13 protein-coding genes are annotated in these 17,282 nt (G+C 69.7%); 10 read left to right on the forward strand and 3 right to left on the reverse strand.

Annotated features, from left to right (window positions below; translation table 11 throughout):
• Positions 1 to 19 precede the first annotated feature (19 nt).
• Positions 20 to 3,976 carry a type VII secretion protein EccCa gene (gene eccCa / locus ACH4K4_RS22895; RefSeq protein WP_398169594.1) on the reverse strand — a complete coding sequence of 1,319 codons (3,957 nt, stop codon included), beginning with the start codon at positions 3,974 to 3,976 and terminating at the stop codon, positions 20 to 22.
• A gap of 281 nt (positions 3,977 to 4,257) precedes the next feature.
• On the opposite strand from eccCa, the gene eccD reads away from it, so the two are divergent.
• The 7 genes from eccD (at position 4,258) to ACH4K4_RS22930 (ending at position 12,052) form a co-directional block, all read left to right on the forward strand.
• Entirely contained in the window at positions 4,258 to 5,727 is a 1,470-nt protein-coding gene (gene eccD, locus ACH4K4_RS22900; RefSeq protein WP_398169596.1) for a type VII secretion integral membrane protein EccD, read from the forward strand.
• A 202-nt stretch (positions 5,728 to 5,929) separates the two neighbouring features.
• The gene (gene rpsO / locus ACH4K4_RS22905) at positions 5,930 to 6,217 is read left to right on the forward strand and encodes a 30S ribosomal protein S15 (RefSeq protein ID WP_003982664.1); all 288 of its coding nucleotides are present in this window, start codon (positions 5,930 to 5,932) and stop codon (positions 6,215 to 6,217) included.
• 302 nt (positions 6,218 to 6,519) lie between these two features.
• Positions 6,520 to 8,733 (forward strand): polyribonucleotide nucleotidyltransferase, encoded by a 2,214-nt coding sequence (locus tag ACH4K4_RS22910; protein WP_398169626.1) that lies wholly within the window; start codon positions 6,520 to 6,522, stop codon positions 8,731 to 8,733.
• Complete coding sequence (locus tag ACH4K4_RS22915) at positions 8,730 to 10,109, forward strand: M16 family metallopeptidase (protein WP_398169597.1); 1,380 nt, start codon at positions 8,730 to 8,732, stop codon at positions 10,107 to 10,109. Before ACH4K4_RS22910 ends, ACH4K4_RS22915 begins: the two co-directional genes overlap by 4 nt.
• Positions 10,110 to 10,159: 50 nt before the next feature.
• Entirely contained in the window at positions 10,160 to 10,912 is a 753-nt protein-coding gene (gene dapB / locus ACH4K4_RS22920; protein WP_398169598.1) for a 4-hydroxy-tetrahydrodipicolinate reductase, read from the forward strand.
• A gap of 15 nt (positions 10,913 to 10,927) precedes the next feature.
• Complete coding sequence (locus tag ACH4K4_RS22925; RefSeq protein WP_398169599.1) at positions 10,928 to 11,380, forward strand: hypothetical protein; 453 nt, start codon at positions 10,928 to 10,930, stop codon at positions 11,378 to 11,380.
• Positions 11,381 to 11,506: 126 nt separating this feature from the next.
• Positions 11,507 to 12,052: a hypothetical protein gene (locus ACH4K4_RS22930; protein WP_398169601.1), complete on the forward strand. Its 546-nt coding sequence runs from the start codon at positions 11,507 to 11,509 to the stop codon at positions 12,050 to 12,052.
• A gap of 30 nt (positions 12,053 to 12,082) precedes the next feature.
• Here ACH4K4_RS22930 and ACH4K4_RS22935 read toward each other — a convergent pair whose 3' ends face one another.
• On the reverse strand, positions 12,083 to 12,634 hold the full coding sequence (locus ACH4K4_RS22935; RefSeq protein WP_398169602.1) for a hypothetical protein: 552 nt from the start codon (positions 12,632 to 12,634) through the stop codon (positions 12,083 to 12,085).
• A 130-nt stretch (positions 12,635 to 12,764) separates the two neighbouring features.
• Positions 12,765 to 13,004, reverse strand: coding sequence for a hypothetical protein (locus tag ACH4K4_RS22940; protein ID WP_398169603.1), 240 nt, complete (start codon positions 13,002 to 13,004; stop codon positions 12,765 to 12,767).
• Between the two features lie 233 nt (positions 13,005 to 13,237).
• Between ACH4K4_RS22940 and thyX the strand changes: the two genes are divergently transcribed.
• From thyX to ACH4K4_RS22955, 3 genes are all read left to right on the forward strand, one after another.
• Positions 13,238 to 13,996, forward strand: a complete 759-nt coding sequence (gene thyX, locus ACH4K4_RS22945; protein ID WP_360137792.1) for an FAD-dependent thymidylate synthase — start codon at positions 13,238 to 13,240, stop codon at positions 13,994 to 13,996.
• Between the two features lie 237 nt (positions 13,997 to 14,233).
• A complete protein-coding gene (gene dapA / locus ACH4K4_RS22950) occupies positions 14,234 to 15,133 on the forward strand; it encodes a 4-hydroxy-tetrahydrodipicolinate synthase (protein WP_360137795.1) in 900 nt (299 codons plus the stop codon).
• Between the two features lie 114 nt (positions 15,134 to 15,247).
• Entirely contained in the window at positions 15,248 to 16,933 is a 1,686-nt protein-coding gene (locus ACH4K4_RS22955; RefSeq protein ID WP_398169605.1) for a ribonuclease J, read from the forward strand.
• The last annotated feature ends 349 nt before the right edge of the window (positions 16,934 to 17,282 follow it).

Here is a 17,282-nt window from a genome sequence, read left to right on the forward strand (position 1 = left end):
GCGGCCGCCGCACTGGGCCTCAGCCGCTGTGCGCGGGCAGCCATCCGGTCTGCACCAGCTGGGCCCCGCGCTTGCGCGTGATGAAGTGCGCACGCCCCGGCGTCAGACTGGTCGCCTTGATGTTGCCCATCAGCGGGCCCTCGCCCGGGTCACCCGAAAGGATCAGGCCCTGGGCACCGAGCTCCTTCGTACGCTGCATCACGGGCTCGAACGAGGACCGCCCCGCGCCCGAGGAGCTGCGTGCCAGGATCAGGCGCAGGCCCAGGTCACGGGCGAACGGCAGGTACTCCAGCAGCGGCTGCAGCGGGTTGCCGCTGCTGGTCGCCACCAGGTCGTAGTCGTCCACGATCACGAACGCGTCCGGCAGGTCGTACCAGCTGCGGTTGCGCAGCTGCTCCGGCGTGACGTCCGGTCCCGGCATGCGGCGGCCCAGGGAACCGGCGAGCCCGGTGATGACCTCCTGGAGCTGCGGCCCCGCGGCACAGTACTTGTACATGTGGCTCTCGGGGATCTCGCCGAGCAGCGCGCGCCGGTAGTCGGAGACCACCATGAGCGCCTTGTCCGACGGGTAGCGCTCCGAGATCTGCTTGGCGATCAGACGCAGCAGCGCGGACTTGCCGGACTCGCTCTCGCCGTAGATGACCAGCAGCGGGTCGGTCTCGAAGTCGATGAACGCCGGGGACAGCGTCGTCTCGTCGACACCGATCGCGATGCCGTGCTCCGGGTAGTCGCCGCCCTTGGGCAGGTCGCTCGCCGGCAGCAGCGTCGGCAGCATCCGCACCTTCGGCGCGGGCGCGCCCTGCCAGTGCTCCTTGACGGTGGCCACCAGGTGCGCCATGCCGTCGCTGAGGCTCTCCGCCTCCTGGACGCCGTCGATACGGGGCAGCGCCGCCAGGTAGTCCAGCTTCTCGGGGGACAGACCGCGGCCGGGGCGGCCCATCGGCACGTTCTCCGCGCGCTTGCGGTCGAACTCCGACTCCATCGGGTCGCCGAGCCGCAGCTCGACGCGGTTCAGCAGCTGGTCGCGCAGCGCGGGGCGCACCTCGGTGTAGCGGGAGGCGCCGAGGATCAGGTGGATGCCGAAGCCCAGGCCGCGGCTGGCGATGTCCAGGATGACCGGGTCGAGCTGCTCGTAGTCGGTCTTGAACGTGCCCCAGCCGTCGATGACGAGGAAGACGTCACCCCACTTCTGGTCCGGGTAGGAACCGGCGGCGCGCCGCTGGCGGTACGTCCCCATGGAGTCGATGCTGTTCGCGCGGAAGAACTCCTCGCGCTCGTTGAGGATGCCGACGACCTCGGCGACCGTACGGCGGACCTTCTCCGCGTCCAGCCGGGAGGCGACGCCGCCGACGTGCGGCAGGTCCTCCATGGCCAGCATGCCGCCGCCACCGAAGTCGAGGCAGTAGAACTGCACCTCGGCCGGGGTGTGGGTGAGCGCGAAGCCCGCCATGGCGGAGCGGATCAGCGTCGACTTGCCGGACTGCGGCCCACCGACGACCAGGCCGTGACCGGCGCCCGCGGAGAAGTCCAGGTACATCACGTCGCGCCGCTGCTCGAACGGCTTGTCCACGAGCGCGACCGGCACGACCAGCTTGCCGAGCGCCGTGTACTCCGGGGCGTGCACGCCCCGCTCGGGCGTGACCGCGAGCGCCGGGAGCAGCTGGTTGACCGTGGGCGACTCGTCCAGCGGCGGCAGCCACACCTGGTGCGCCGGCGGGCCCTGGCCCTGCATCCGCTGGACGATCACGTCCAGGACGGTGTCGGCCAGCGCGTCGTCCTGCTGCTGCGTGAGCGACGGCTCCTCGGCGATGATCTCCTCGACGATCGGCGCCAGCACCGGCGACGCCGTGAACGGCACCGGCATCCGGGTCGTACGACCGCCACCGCCGCCACCGCCGACGCCGGGCCCGCGGTAGGGGCCGGACACGTACGCGGCCTTGAACTGCACCATCGTCTCGGTGTCGTACTTCAGGATGCCGGAGCCCGGCACGTTGGGCAGGTGGTAGGCGTCCGGCACGCCGATCGCCGTACGGGACTCGGCCGCGGAGAACGTCCGCAGGCCCAGCCGGTACGACAGGAACGTGTCCAGGCCGCGCAGCTTGCCCTCTTCCAGACGCTGCGAGGCGAGCAGCATGTGCACACCCATCGAACGACCGATGCGGCCGATCTGGATGAACATGTCGATGAAGTCCGGCTTGGCGGTCAGCAGCTCGGAGAACTCGTCCAGCACCATCACCAGCGAGGGCAGCGGGTCCAGCGGGGCGCCGGCCGCGCGGGCCTTCTCGTAGTCGGTGATGTTGGCGTAGTTGCCCGCCGAGCGCAGCAGTTCCTGACGGCGCTGCAGCTCACCGGTGATCGAGTCGCGCATGCGGTCGATCAGGCTGACGTCGTCGGCCAGGTTGGTGATGACCGCCGCCACGTGCGGCATCTCGGACATACCGGTGAACGTGGCGCCGCCCTTGAAGTCCGCGAGGATGAAGTTCAGCGTCTCCGAGGAGTGGGTGACCGCCAGGGCGAGCACCAGGGTGCGCAGCACCTCGGACTTGCCGGAACCGGTCGCGCCGACGCACAGGCCGTGCGGGCCCATGCCCTCCTGCGAGGCCTCCTTGATGTCGAGCATGACGGGCTGGCCGTCCTTGTCGACACCGATGGGCACCCGCAGCCGCTCGTGCAGGGTGCGCGGACGCCAGGTGCGCGAGACCTCCACCGAACCGGCGTCGCCGATGTTCATCAGGTCCGTGAAGTCCAGGTTGGACAGCAGCGGCTCCTCGCCGTCGGCGCCCGAACCGGCCCGCAGCGGCGCGAGCTGGCGCGCCAGCGACTCCGCCTCGGAGACCGACAGGGTGTCCACGGTGCCGTTGTAGACCGCGCCGCTCGCCGACTCCAGCACCAGCTTGCCCGGCCACACCTGGACGGCCAGACCGCCCCGGATCTCGTCCAGGTCGCCCGGCACGACCTCCAGGATCGTGACGCCCTGAAGGCCCTCGGCCCCGGCGATCACCGAGTCCATCGGCACCTCGCCGGCGTCCAGCACGATCACCACGTGCGGGGTGTCGGTGACCGGCGTGCCCTGCGGGTTGAAGCGGCCGCGGCCCTCCAGCTCGTCGGCGAGCAGTTCCTCGATCTCGCCCAGGTCACCGACGACCAGACGCCGGGTGCCGGCGCCGTCGGTGGTCTTGTCCTGCACGTGGGGCAGCCACTTGGTCCACTCCCACTCGGCCTGCGCGCCCGGCGCGGCCACCACGGCGACGACCAGGTCCTCCGGCGAGTGCAGGGTGCACAGCTGCGCGACGATGGCGCGCGCCGAGCCGTAGACCGTGTCCGGGTCGCCGGAAATCGTCAAGTGGTAGAAGGCGCGCAGCGACACCGCGAGCGGCAGCTCTTCCAGGTGCCCGTGCTTGTCGAGGAATTCCTTCATCGCGTGCGCGGTGAGCGGTTCCAGCTCGTCGACCGGCGCGGTCTCCGGGGCTTTCAGGGGAGTTGCCAGCTGCTGCGGGCCCAGCCCCATGCGTACCTGTGCGAAGTCGGCATCGGACGCACGGCGTTCCCACACCCGTTTGCCCTCGGCCACGATCGACCACAATTGACCCGGGTCCGGGTGGAGAAAAAGTTGCGCGTCGCGCTGTTTGCGCGCGGTGCGCCGTACTTCCTTTCGCTTCTGCGCCAAGTATTTGAGGTAATCCTGGCGTTCCTGGAGCATTTGCCCGGAAGGCCCTTGGCGGGCCTTGACGATCTGGACAATAGCCATCGCGAGGGTGGAAACCACCATCACGCCGCCCATGATCTTCATGAACGGCTGGGTGCCCATGAACAAGAAACCTGCCGAACCCGCCATGCCCATCATCGGCATGAGGTTCATCAGCATGTTGTCTTCGCCCTCGCGGGGCAGCTCCGGCGGAGCTTCGAGCGTCAACTCCTCACTGGGGATATCCGGTGGAAGCGCGCGGGGCGGGCGCTTGACGATGACAACGCTCACCGAGGCATCAGTCCTTCATGCATCTCGCAGTCTCGGACCGCCCCCGTTGGTTCGACGGTCCCCCGGACCAAGTCCATGGCCCGACGCAGGCGTTGATCCTACTGTTAACGGTCAAGTGCCGGGGTGGGTGGGGCGGCGGCCTAATTGGGGGGTACGCTGACGCCTCGCGAGCGCGCCCACGGCCCCGTAACGACGTCCCTTATATAAGGCACGGTGACGGCGGCCCCTATATATAAGGCACGCACGCGACAAACTGCCCAACGGATAGGGGGAACCGCCAGGTGAGCACGACTACAGGCACCGGCTTCTGCCGGGTCACAGTCGCCGCGCCGGACGCACGGATCGACGTGGCACTGCCCGAGGATGTCGCACTCGTCGATATTTATCCGGAGATCCTGCGGCTCTCCGGCCAGTCCCAGGCGGAGGGCGCCCCCACCGGTTACCACCTGGTGCGCCGCGACGGCACGGTCCTGGACGCGGGGCAGTCCCTCGCGCAGCAGCGCATCCTCGACGGCGACCTGCTCCTGCTCCGGCCGTTCGCCGAGTCGCTGCCGCTGCCGGTCTTCGACGACGTCTCGGACGCCGTCGCCTCCGCGGTCAAGCGCAACCGCAACCGCTGGAGCGACGACCTGATGAACATCGTCGGCCTCACCGCCGGCGTGCTGCTGCTCGTCATGATGGCGTTCGCCCTGTGGTTCTCGAACCCGGTCGACCGCGACATGCACCGGCTGCCCGGCATCATCGCCGGCGTGACGGGCATCGTCCTGGTCGCCCTGTCCGGCGTACGGGCCCGGGTCTACGACGACCACGCCTCGTCCATCGCGCTGGGCCTGGCCTCGCTGCCGCACCTGCTGCTCGCCGGCTCCGGGATCATGCCGGTGGCCGACGGCGAGGGCCCGGGGCGGCTGCAGTTCCTGGTCGGCTGCGTGACCGTGCTGATCGCCTCGGTCCTGCTCACGATGCTGCTGCCGCGCGGCGACGCGCCCTTCGTGGCCGCCGCCTTCCTGGCCACCATCGGCACCCTCGCGGTCTTCGCGTCCATCCTCACCGAGGCCGAGCCGCGCGAGGTCGCCGCGGTCACCGCCATCGTCGCCATCGCCGTCGTCGCCTGGCTGCCCGGCCTGTCCTCGCGCTTCGCCCGGCTGCCGATCGGCTACAAGTCGCCCGACCAGATCGCCAAGGGCCCGCACCACGACGGCGACCAGAGCGTCACGGAGTCGGTCGACTTCGTCAAGATCGGCAACCAGGCCAAGCGCGGCCACGAACTGCTGCTCGGCCTGGTCGCGGGCTGCTCCGCGCTGGTCGTCGGCTCCGCCGGCGTCGTCCTCGGCTTCTCCGACAACAGTTGGGCGCAGCTGCTGGCGCTGGCCGCGGGCATCACGATCATGCTGCGGGCCCGGCTCTTCGACTACACCGCGCAGGTCGCCTGCATGACCATCGCCGGCATCCTGACCATCGTGCTGCTCATCCTGGGCATCGCGCTGCACCCCCCGGTGGACGTCCTCGCCGACCTGGTGCGCTTCGGCGACTCCGGCCCGCTCAACATCCGTACGGTCTGGTTCTCCAGCAGCATCGCGGCCGGCGCCGCCGTCCTGGTCGGTGTGGGCCTGGTCGTCCCGCGCAAGGGGGTCACCCCCTTCTGGGGCCGCCTCTTCGACATCTTCGACGGCGTCGTCCTGCTGTCGCTGGTACCGCTGTGCCTGGCGGTCCTGGACGTGTACGGCACCGTACGCGGCCTGACCAGCTCCTAGCCGGGGCCCGCACGGACTCCTCAGGACGGGTGACCCCCGAGCGGCACCGGGTCACCCGTCCGTACGGCCCTCTGACCGCCCGGTCGGGGGGCCGTTTGCAGCTGGTACTCTGGGTGACGGCCTTTGTTGAGTCATCCAAGATCCCCTGTGAAGTCAATCCAGGGGCGCTCGCGGGCCCGATGGATATCAAGAGGAGTACCGCGTGTCGCTCGACGCCGCTACGAAGAAGCAGATCATGGCCGAGTTCGCCACCAAGGAGGGTGACACCGGCTCCCCCGAGGTCCAGGTCGCGATGCTCTCCCGCCGCATCTCGGACCTGACCGAGCACCTCAAGGTCCACAAGCACGACCACCACTCCCGCCGTGGTCTGCTGCTCCTGGTCGGCCAGCGCCGCCGCCTGCTGCAGTACCTGGCGAAGAAGGACATCACGCGCTTCCGCGCGCTGGTCGAGCGCCTGGGCATCCGCCGCGGTGCGGCGGGCGCCAAGTAACACGTCGTGAAGGGAGCGGTTCCCACATCCGGGGGCCGCTCCCTTTGCCGTACGCACCGGACGTTCGGTCCACTGCCTGGTGGACCGGAGCTTTGTAGTCTGGTCCCATAACGCCATAGCGAACGAGGTGGAGCGCCTTTCAGCCGCCGGTCCTCGGTAGTGGCCCCCGGATGGCGCGCGGAACGAACCGCGCGACCCCGTATCCGGGTGCTTCGATCGAAGACCGGCCCGCAACCCCGGCGCTCCACCGACGAAGGTCCGCCGCCACACGGGCGGTGGACGCAGACGAGGAGATATTCCTGGTGGAGAACGAGACCCACTACGCCGAGGCCGTCATCGACAACGGCTCCTTCGGCACCCGCACCATCCGCTTCGAGACGGGCCGCCTGGCCAAGCAGGCCGCCGGCTCCGCCGTCGCGTACCTGGACGACGACACCATGGTGCTGTCGGCCACCAGCGCGTCCAAGACGCCCAAGGACCAGCTCGACTTCTTCCCCCTGACGGTGGACGTCGAAGAGCGCATGTACGCGGCCGGCAAGATCCCCGGCTCCTTCTTCCGCCGTGAGGGCCGGCCCTCCGAGGACGCGATCCTCACCTGCCGCCTGATCGACCGGCCGCTGCGCCCCTCCTTCAAGAAGGGCCTGCGCAACGAGATCCAGATCGTCGAGACGATCATGGCTCTCAACCCCGACCACCTCTACGACGTGGTCGCCATCAACGCCGCCTCCTGCTCCACGCAGCTGGCCGGCCTGCCCTTCTCCGGCCCGATCGGCGGCACCCGTGTCGCGCTGATCAACGGCCAGTGGGTCGCCTTCCCGACCCACACCGAGCTGGAGAACGCGGTCTTCGACATGGTCGTGGCCGGCCGCGTCCTCCCGGACGGCGACGTCGCGATCATGATGGTCGAGGCCGAGGCCACCGAGAAGACCATCCAGCTGGTCAAGGACGGCGCCGAGGCCCCCACCGAGGAGGTCGTCGCCGCCGGCCTGGAGGCCGCCAAGCCCTTCATCAAGGTGCTGTGCAAGGCCCAGTCGGACCTGGCCGCCAAGGCCGCGAAGCCGGTCGGCGACTTCCCGGTCTTCCTCGACTTCCAGGACGACGTCCTGGAGGCGCTGACCGCCGCCGTCAAGGACGAGCTGGCGCAGGCGCTGACCATCGCGGGCAAGCAGGACCGCGAGGCCGAGCTGGACCGCGTCAAGGCCGTGGCCGCCGAGAAGCTGCTGCCGCAGTTCGAGGGCCGCGAGAAGGAGATCTCCGCCGCCTACCGCGCGCTGACCAAGTCCCTCGTGCGTGAGCGCGTCATCAAGGACAAGGTCCGCATCGACGGCCGTGGCGTCACGGACATCCGTACGCTCGCCGCCGAGGTCGAGGCGATCCCGCGCGTGCACGGCTCGGCGCTGTTCGAGCGTGGCGAGACCCAGATCCTGGGCGTCACCACCCTGAACATGCTCCGCATGGAGCAGCAGCTGGACACCCTTTCCCCGGTGACCCGCAAGCGCTACATGCACAACTACAACTTCCCGCCGTACTCGGTCGGCGAGACCGGCCGCGTGGGCTCGCCCAAGCGCCGCGAGATCGGCCACGGCGCGCTCGCCGAGCGTGCCATCGTGCCGGTGCTGCCGACGCGCGAGGAGTTCCCGTACGCCATCCGCCAGGTCTCCGAGGCGCTGGGCTCCAACGGCTCGACCTCGATGGGCTCGGTCTGCGCCTCGACGATGTCGCTGCTGAACGCCGGTGTGCCGCTCAAGGCCCCGGTCGCCGGCATCGCCATGGGCCTGATCTCCCAGGAGATCGACGGCAAGACGCACTACGTCGCGCTCACCGACATCCTCGGTGCGGAGGACGCGTTCGGCGACATGGACTTCAAGGTCGCCGGTACGAAGCAGTTCGTCACCGCCCTGCAGCTGGACACCAAGCTGGACGGCATCCCGGCGTCCGTGCTGGCCGCGGCCCTCAAGCAGGCCCGCGACGCCCGTCTGCACATCCTGGACGTGATGAACGAGGCGATCGACGTTCCGGACGAGATGTCCCCGAACGCGCCGCGCATCATCACCGTCAAGATCCCGGTGGACAAGATCGGTGAGGTCATCGGCCCCAAGGGCAAGATGATCAACCAGATCCAGGAGGACACCGGCGCCGACATCACGATCGAGGACGACGGCACCATCTACATCGGTGCCGCCGACGGCCCGGCCGCCGAGGCCGCCCGCGCCACGATCAACGGCATCGCCAACCCGACCATGCCGGAGGTCGGCGAGCGCTACCTGGGCACGGTCGTCAAGACCACCACCTTCGGTGCGTTCGTCTCCCTGCTCCCCGGCAAGGACGGCCTGCTGCACATCTCGCAGATCCGCAAGCTGGCCGGCGGCAAGCGCGTGGAGAACGTCGAGGACGTGCTCGCCGTGGGCGCCAAGGTCCAGGTGGAGATCGCCGAGATCGACCAGCGCGGCAAGCTGTCGCTGGCCCCGGTCATCGAGGGCGAAGACGACGAGGCGAAGGACGACGCCGCCAAGTGACGTCCCGTAGCTCACGGACGACGGCCCGCACCTCTTCGGAGGGGCGGGCCGTCGCCCGTACCCAAACGCTTCTCAAGGGGACGGGCGGCGCCGGCACGGTCCGCAAGACGGTCCTGCCCGGCGGCCTGCGCGTCGTCACCGAGACCCTGCCCTCCGTCCGCTCCGTCACCTTCGGCATCTGGGCCAACGTCGGCTCCCGCGACGAGACGCCCTCGCTGAACGGCGCCACCCACTACCTGGAACACCTGCTCTTCAAGGGCACCAGGAAGCGCAGCGCCCTGGACATCTCCGCCGCCATCGAGGAGGTCGGCGGCGAGATGAACGCGTTCACGGCGAAGGAGTACACCTGCTACTACGCGCGGGTGCTCGACGCCGACCTGCCGCTCGCCATCGACGTGGTCTGCGACATGCTGACCGGCTCGCTCATCGAGCCCGCCGACGTCGACGCCGAGCGCGGCGTGATCCTCGAAGAGATCGCGATGACCGAGGACGACCCGGGCGACTGCGTGCACGACCTGTTCGCGCACACCATGCTCGGCGACACCCCCCTCGGCCGCCCGGTCCTCGGCTCCGTGGACACGGTCAACGCGCTCAGCCCCGAGCGCATCCGCCGCTTCTACAAGAAGCACTACGACCCGACCCGCCTGGTCGTCGCCGCCGCCGGCAACGTCGACCACGCCAAGGTCGTCCGCATGGTCCGCGCCGCCTTCGAGAAGGCCGGTGCCCTCGACCGTACGGACGCCGTCCCGGTGGCCCCGCGCGACGGCTCCAAGACGATCCGCACGGCGGGCCGCGTCGAGCTGCTCAACCGCAAAGCCGAGCAGGCCCACGTCATCCTCGGCGTACCGGGCCTGGCCCGCACCGACGACCGCCGCTGGGCCATGGGCGTGCTGAACACGGCCCTCGGCGGCGGCATGAGCTCGCGCCTCTTCCAGGAGGTACGCGAGAAGCGCGGCCTGGCCTACAGCGTGTACTCGTACACCTCCGGCTACGCCGACTGCGGCCTGTTCGGCGTGTACGCGGGCTGCCGCCCGAACCAGGTCGACGACGTCCTGAAGATCTGCCGCGACCAGCTCGACCAGGTCGCGGCCGAGGGCCTGACCGACGACGAGGTCCGCCGCGCGATCGGACAGCTGCGCGGTTCGACGGTGCTCGGCCTGGAGGACACCGGCGCGCTGATGAACCGCATCGGCAAGAGCGAGCTGTGCTGGGGCGCCCAGATGTCGGTCGACGACATGCTGGCCCGGATAGCGGCGGTCACCCCGGACGAGGTCAGGGAGCTCGCCCGCGATGTACTGGGACAGCGTCCCTCGCTGTCCGTGATCGGCCCGCTGAGGGACCGGCAGGCGGACCGGCTGCACGACGCGGTCGCCTGACCTTCGCATCAGGCGTACCAGGGGTACTGGGAAAGAGAGAGCGGGAAACGATGAGCAAGCTGCGCGTGGCCGTACTCGGCGCCAAGGGGCGCATCGGCTCCGAGGCCGTACGGGCCGTCGAGGCCGCCGAGGACATGGAGCTGGTCGCCGCCCTCGGCCGGGGCGACCAGCTGGAGACGCTGACCGAGGCCGGCGCCCAGGTCGCGGTCGAGCTGACTCACCCGGACGCGGTCATGGACAACCTGGAGTTCTGCGTCCGCAACGGCATCCACGGCGTCGTCGGCACCACGGGCTGGACCGACGAGCGCCTCGGGCAGCTGCGCTCCTGGCTGGACGCGTCGCCCCGTACGGGCGTGCTCATCGCCCCCAACTTCTCCATCGGCGCGGTGCTGACCATGCGGTTCGCGCAGCAGGCGGCCAGGTTCTTCGAATCGGCCGAGGTCATCGAGCTGCACCACCCGAACAAGGCGGACGCGCCCTCGGGCACCGCGGCCCGTACCGCCAAGCTGATCGCCGAGGCCCGCGCCGCGGCGGACTGCCCGCCGCAGCCGGACGCCACGAGCACCGCGCTGGACGGCGCACGCGGCGCGGACGTGGACGGCATCCCCGTCCACTCCGTGCGGCTGCGCGGCCTCCTGGCCCACCAGGAGGTGCTGCTCGGCGGGGTGGGGGAGACCCTCACCATCCGCCACGACTCGCTCCACCACAGCAGCTTCATGCCGGGCATCCTGCTCGGCGCGCGCCGCGTGGTGTCGGCTCCCGGCCTGACCATGGGCCTGGAGAACTTCCTCGACCTGGACTGACGGGCAGAACCGACCGTGCGTGCAAAGATCACCTACTGCGTCCTCGCGGCGATCCTGGTCGTCTACTTCGTCCTCGTCGGCAGCCGCGGCGTCCTGCTCATCGAGCAGGGCACCGTGCTGACCGTCGCGTTCGGCGTCGCCGTCCTGATCCTGCCGTTCATCGGACTGTGGTTCCTCTGGCACACCACCCAGTTCGCCCGCAAGGCCGGCAGCCTGGCGCGCGAGCTGGAGGCCGAGGGGGGACTGCCTGTCGACGAGCTCAAGCGCACGCCGGGCGGGCGCATCGACCGGGACTCGGCGGACGAGGTCTTCGACCGCCGGCGCGCCGAGACCGAGCAGGCGCCCGACGACTGGCGCGCCTGGTTCCGGCTGGCCGTCGCCTACCACGACGCCCGGGACACCCCGCGGGCCCGCAAGGCGATGCAGCGCGCCATCGCCCTGCACGACGGCAAGCCGGTACGGGCCTGAGGCCGGCCTCTTGCCGTGGCACTCCGCCACGCGGTGGGTGTTCACGGCGCTGCCTCCGCCGTATGGGGGAAGCGGATCATGAGCTGGCATGATCCCTGCGCGCCGGGGATCCGGGACAGTGGCTCCATGGCGATCAGCGAAACGATGTCAACGAGGGCGGTCGAGGGAACCGAGCGGCCTGTGCCGCTCTGGGCGGAGCGCACGGCCCGCCTGATACCTCTCATCGGCCTGCCGGTGTGTCTGTGGCGGTTGCCCATCGGGTTCGGCTTCACGATGGGCGCGGACGTTCCTCCTATGACGTGGGAACGGTGGGCCAACGTGACCTACGTCTTCGCGCTCAGCCTGCTGTCCGAGACGTTCGCGCTGCTGTGCCGCGGTCTGGTCCGCCCGTGGGGCGAGGTCGTGCCGGGCTGGGTACCGGTGCTCCGCGGCAGGCGCATACCGCCTCTCCTGGTGATCGTGCCCGGGACACTCGGCGGGCTGCTCTTCACCGCGTTACTGGTCGACTGGGCGCTCTGCACATTCCATGTCGCCGGTTTCTCGGACGTCCCGTACGTCAACGTGTGGTGGCGGCTCCTGGCTTCCACGGTCAGCGGCCTGATCACCCTGTGGGGCCCGTTGGTGCTCGTCCTGACGTACGCCTACTACCGGCGCCGCTGCCGGTCGAACTGAAGCCGGTACGGGCCCGGCCGTACCGGCGGGTTACCGGTGGTGCTCCGCCGCCCACGCCTCCAGGACGTCCGCGGCGCGCTCGAACGCCTCGGGGCGGGCCAGGAAGTCCCCGTTGCGGTCCGTGACGAGCGTGCGCAGCGAGCCGCCCCGCTTCCGGTCGACGATCAGCGCCTGCCCCTGCACCGTCCGCGGCAGGCCCAGCCAGCGCACCGGCCGCTGGACGGTGCGGACGGCGGCCACCTCGTTCCAGGGCAGCGTCGTCGTCCGCAGCAGTTCCACCTGGCGCAGGCCGTGGGCGCTCACCCACACCCCTACGCGCAGGAAGCGTGTCGAGAGTGCGATGACGACGGCCGCGACGGCGACGCAGATCCCGGCGGCGGGCAGCGCGCCGGCGGCGGCGATGATCACCGCCGACAGCAGGACGAACGAGGCCAGCAGCAGAAACACGGCCGCCGTCCCCACGCGTCCGGGGCCCGGACGGTAAGGACGGCGCCAGCGGTCAGGCCCCGTATGGGGCAGGGGGGCCGCTTCGACGGCCTGGTCGTCGAGGTCGCGGTCGGCCGTCAGAAAGGCAAGGGGCACGGCTGATCCTCACTCAGGGGCACGCAGACGAGAGCTGTGACCGGTGAGGTTATCGGGACTTACGGGCCGGAACCACTTCCGAGCCCGGCGGCACGCGCACATGCCGCCGGGCCGGGTGACGCACAGGCTCTCAGCGGCCGTGCGACGCCTCGGACTGGTGCGTGCCGACGCCGGCGGTCTCCTGCTGGAGTGCCGGGACGCCGAGCATCAGTGCGCCGACCAGGCCGCCCACGACCGTGAGGCCGAGCAGTGAGCGGGCGGCGAGCTGGGCACGGCTGACGCGTTCTCGAGGCGGGGGCGCGACGTTGCTGCGGAACCGGTCGGCCTCGGCGACGAAGGCGAACGGTACGGGCTCTCGCCGGCGGAACATGAGCGGGCTCTCCTTGGAACCTCGAAGTGGGCACTGTCACAGGGTTAGACGTCTGGCGCGTCCGTTTGGTGCCCGTTTTCTGCAAGTTCTGTGAAAAATATCAACCGCAGTACGGGCGGACCGCGGAAGAGTCCGTTTTGTACGGTACGCGGTATCCCGCCGTATTTCCGGGACTGTCGGTGCCGGGCCGTAGGCTGGGCGCCCCACGTGGAACGAACGGAAGGATCCGCCCGGTGTCCCCTACCCCCGCCGAGAACGTCCAAAGCTCCGAAGGCACGGCTCCCAGCTTCCGCAGTGAGGTGACGGTCGAGCTGGTCAAGCACAGTGCCGCGGACAGCGACGTGCTGTGGGCGGCCCGCGTCTCCACCGCCGGCGAGCAGTCGCTGGAGGAGCTGCAGAAGGACCCGGAGCGCTCCAAGGGTCTGATCAACTACCTGATGCGCGACCGGCACGGCAGCCCCTTCGAGCACAACTCGATGACCTTCTTCATCAGCGCTCCGATCTTCGTCTTCCGCGAGTTCATGCGGCACCGCGTCGGCTGGTCCTACAACGAGGAGTCCGGCCGCTACCGCCAGCTGGAGCCGGTCTTCTACGTCCCCTCCGAGTCCCGCAAGCTGGTCCAGCAGGGCCGCCCCGGCAAGTACGAGTTCGTCCCCGGCACCCCCGAGCAGCACGAGCTGACCGGCAAGGTCATGGAGGACTCCTACCGGCAGGCGTACGAGGCGTACCAGGAGATGCTGGCCGCCGGCGTCGCCCGCGAGGTCGCGCGCGCCGTCCTCCCGGTCGGCCTCTTCTCCTCCATGTACGCCACGTGCAACGCCCGTTCGCTGATGCACTTCCTGGGGCTGCGCACGCAGCACGAGCTGGCGGCCGTGCCGTCCTTCCCGCAGCGCGAGATCGAGATGGTCGGCGAGCGGATGGAGGCCGAGTGGGCCAAGCTGATGCCGCTCACGTACGCGGCCTTCAACGCCAACGGCCGTATCGCCCCGTAAGGATCCGGCCCCGGCGGGCGGCCTGCGGGACCGCTGTGCGGCCCGGCCGCCGCCCCCGGGGGCCGTGCCGGACCGCACAGACGTGCCAAGCGTCCGTATTGCGGCATTTTGAGAAGTTCATCTACGCTGAGGAAACGGACCCGGCACTGCTTGAACCCCCGAGCAAGCAGTGCCGGAGTCCACATCCCGGCTCCCCAGGGGCGCGACCCGAGGTGCGCTACGAGTAGCGTGGGACCCATGGCTCCGACTTCCACACCGCAGACCCCCTTCGGGCGGGTGCTGACCGCCATGGTCACGCCGTTCACGGCGGATGGCGCTCTCGACCTCGACGGTGCGCAGCAGCTCGCCGCGCACCTGGTGGACTCCGGCAACGACGGCCTCGTCGTCAACGGCACCACCGGTGAGTCACCGACCACCAGCGATGCGGAGAAAGCCCAGCTGGTGCGCGCCGTGGTGGACGCGGTCGGAGACCGGGCCTTCGTCGTCGCCGGAGCCGGCACCAACGACACCGACCACAGCCTGCAGCTGGCCCGCGCCGCGCGCGACGCCGGCGCCCACGGCCTGCTCGCCGTGACGCCGTACTACAGCAAGCCCCCGCAGGAAGGTCTCTTCCGGCACTTCACCGCCATCGCGGACGCCACCGACCTGCCGGTCATGCTCTACGACATCCCCGGCCGCAGCGGCGTCCCGATCAACACCGAGACCATGGTGCGGCTCGCCGAGCACCCGCGCATCGTCGCCAACAAGGACGCCAAGGGCGACCTCGGCCGCGCCAGCTGGGCCATCGCGCGCTCCAACCTCGCCTGGTACAGCGGCGACGACATGCTCAACCTCCCGCTGCTGTCCGTGGGCGCCGTCGGCTTCGTCTCCGTCGTCGGCCACGTCGTCACGCCGGAGCTGCGCGCCCTCCTGGACGCCCACCTGCACGGCGACGTCACCAAGGCAACCGAGATCCACCAGAAGCTGCTGCCGGTCTTCACCGGCATGTTCCGCACCCAGGGCGTCATCACGACCAAGGCCGCGCTCGGCCTCCAGGGCCTGCCCGCCGGGCCGCTGCGCCTGCCGCTGGTGGAACTGTCCGCCGAGGAAACCGAACAGCTCAAGCGCGATCTCGCCGCCGGCGGGGTACAGCTGTAACCACAGACTTCACAACTGAATACGGAAAACAACCGCCAAACCGCAAGTGCACGAATGTCATACGCGCCACGTGCTGCCCCTGGGCGACGTGGCGCGTGTGGTAAGGAGAGTCTTTTGAGTCATCCGCATCCTGAGCTCGGCGCGCCGCCGAAGCTCCCCAAGGGCGGCCTGCGCGTCACCCCGCTCGGCGGCCTGGGCGAGATCGGCCGCAACATGACCGTCTTCGAATACGGTGGCCGGTTGCTGATCGTCGACTGCGGAGTGCTTTTCCCGGAGGAGGAGCAGCCCGGAATCGACCTGATCCTGCCGGACTTCTCGTCCATCAGGGACCGCCTCGACGACATCGACGGCATCGTGCTCACGCACGGCCACGAGGACCACATCGGCGGCGTCCCCTACCTCCTGCGCGAGAAGCCGGACATCCCGCTGATCGGCTCCAAGCTGACCCTCGCCCTCATCGAGGCGAAGCTCCAGGAGCACCGCATCCGGCCGTACACGCTGGAGGTCAAGGAAGGCGACACGGAGGGCATCGGCCCCTTCGACTGCGAGTTCGTCGCGGTCAACCACTCCATCCCGGACGCCCTCGCGGTCGCCATCCGCACCCCCGCGGGCATGGTCGTGCACACCGGCGACTTCAAGATGGACCAGCTCCCGCTGGACCGCCGCCTGACCGACCTCCCGAAGTTCGCCAAGCTCGGCGAGGAGGGCATCGACCTCCTCCTGTCCGACTCCACGAACGCCGAGGTCCCGGGCTTTGTACCGCCCGAGCGCGACATTTCCAACGTGCTGCGCCAGGTCTTCGCGAGCGCCCAGAAGCGCATCATCGTCGCCAGCTTCGCCAGCCACGTGCACCGCATCCAGCAGATCCTGGACGCGGCACACGAGTACGGCCGCCGGGTCGCCTTCGTCGGCCGCTCGATGGTCCGCAACATGGGCATCGCCCGCGAGCTGGGCTACCTGAAGGTCCCGGCCGGGCTGGTCGTCGACGTCAAGACCCTCGACGACCTGCCGGACGACGAGGTCGTGCTGGTCTGCACGGGCTCCCAGGGCGAGCCGATGGCGGCCCTGTCCCGGATGGCCAACCGCGACCACCAGATCCGCATCGTCCCCGGCGACACGGTGATCCTGGCGTCGTCGCTCATCCCCGGCAACGAGAACGCGGTCTACCGCGTCATCAACGGCCTGACCCGGTGGGGCGCCAACGTCGTCCACAAGGGCAACGCCAAGGTGCACGTCTCGGGCCACGCCTCGGCCGGCGAGCTGCTGTACTTCTACAACATCTGCAAGCCGAAGAACCTGATGCCGGTGCACGGCGAATGGCGCCACCTGCGCGCCAACGCCGAACTCGGCGCGCTGACCGGCGTCCCCAAGGACCGGATCGTCATCGCCGAGGACGGCGTGGTCGTCGACATGGTGAAGGGCGTCGCCAAGATCGTCGGCAAGGTCCAGGCGGGGTACGTGTACGTCGACGGCCTGTCGGTCGGCGACGTCACCGAGTCCTCCCTCAAGGACCGCCGGATCCTCGGCGACGAGGGCATCATCTCGGTGTTCCTGGTCGTGGACTCCAGCTCCGGCAAGATCGTCGGCGGCCCGCACATCCAGGCCCGCGGCTCCGGCATCGACGACTCGGACTTCGCCGCCGCGATCCCGAAGATCGACGAGGCGCTTTCCAAGGCCGCCCAGGACGGCGTCGCGGAGCCCCACCAGCTCCAGCAGCTCGTCCGCCGCGCGGTCGGCAAGTGGGTCTCCGACAACTTCCGCCGACGCCCGATGATCCTTCCGGTGGTCGTCGAGGTCTGACCCTCAGGGGTACGCCTGCACAGGTACGCGGAGCGGGGCAACCGGATTTGCATCCGGGCGCCCCGCTCCAGTACGTTTACGGTCCCGCCTGAAGGGGAACCCCGGTACGTCTGGACGTCCGGAGGCCGCCCCGACGGAGCGGAATTCCGACCCAGAGCAATCTGATAAAGTCGGATCAGCCGAAAGGCAAACCCCCTCCGACACAATCGGAAACGAATTCAGCCCGGCAACGGACTGGACATCGGATCTGATAGAGTCGGAAAGGCCGAAAAGCGAAAGCCGGACGGCCGCCCCGCTCCGACGGGGGCCGGAAACGGAAAGCGGAAACGCCGAACGGATCTGGTAAGAT

The organism is Streptomyces sp. NPDC017529 (assembly GCF_044329785.1).
Taxonomy (GTDB): domain Bacteria; phylum Actinomycetota; class Actinomycetes; order Streptomycetales; family Streptomycetaceae; genus Streptomyces.

What these genes read in the sequence shown, in the direction of transcription:
- ACH4K4_RS22930 (WP_398169601.1), top strand. Translation starts at nt 11,507, where the DNA reads ATGGCGATCAGCGAAACGATGTCAACGAGGGCGGTCGAGGGAACCGAG.
- dapB (WP_398169598.1), top strand. Translation starts at nt 10,160, where the DNA reads ATGAGCAAGCTGCGCGTGGCCGTACTCGGCGCCAAGGGGCGCATCGGC.
- dapA (WP_360137795.1), top strand. Translation starts at nt 14,234, where the DNA reads ATGGCTCCGACTTCCACACCGCAGACCCCCTTCGGGCGGGTGCTGACC.
- ACH4K4_RS22940 (WP_398169603.1), bottom strand. Translation starts at nt 13,004, where the DNA reads ATGTTCCGCCGGCGAGAGCCCGTACCGTTCGCCTTCGTCGCCGAGGCC.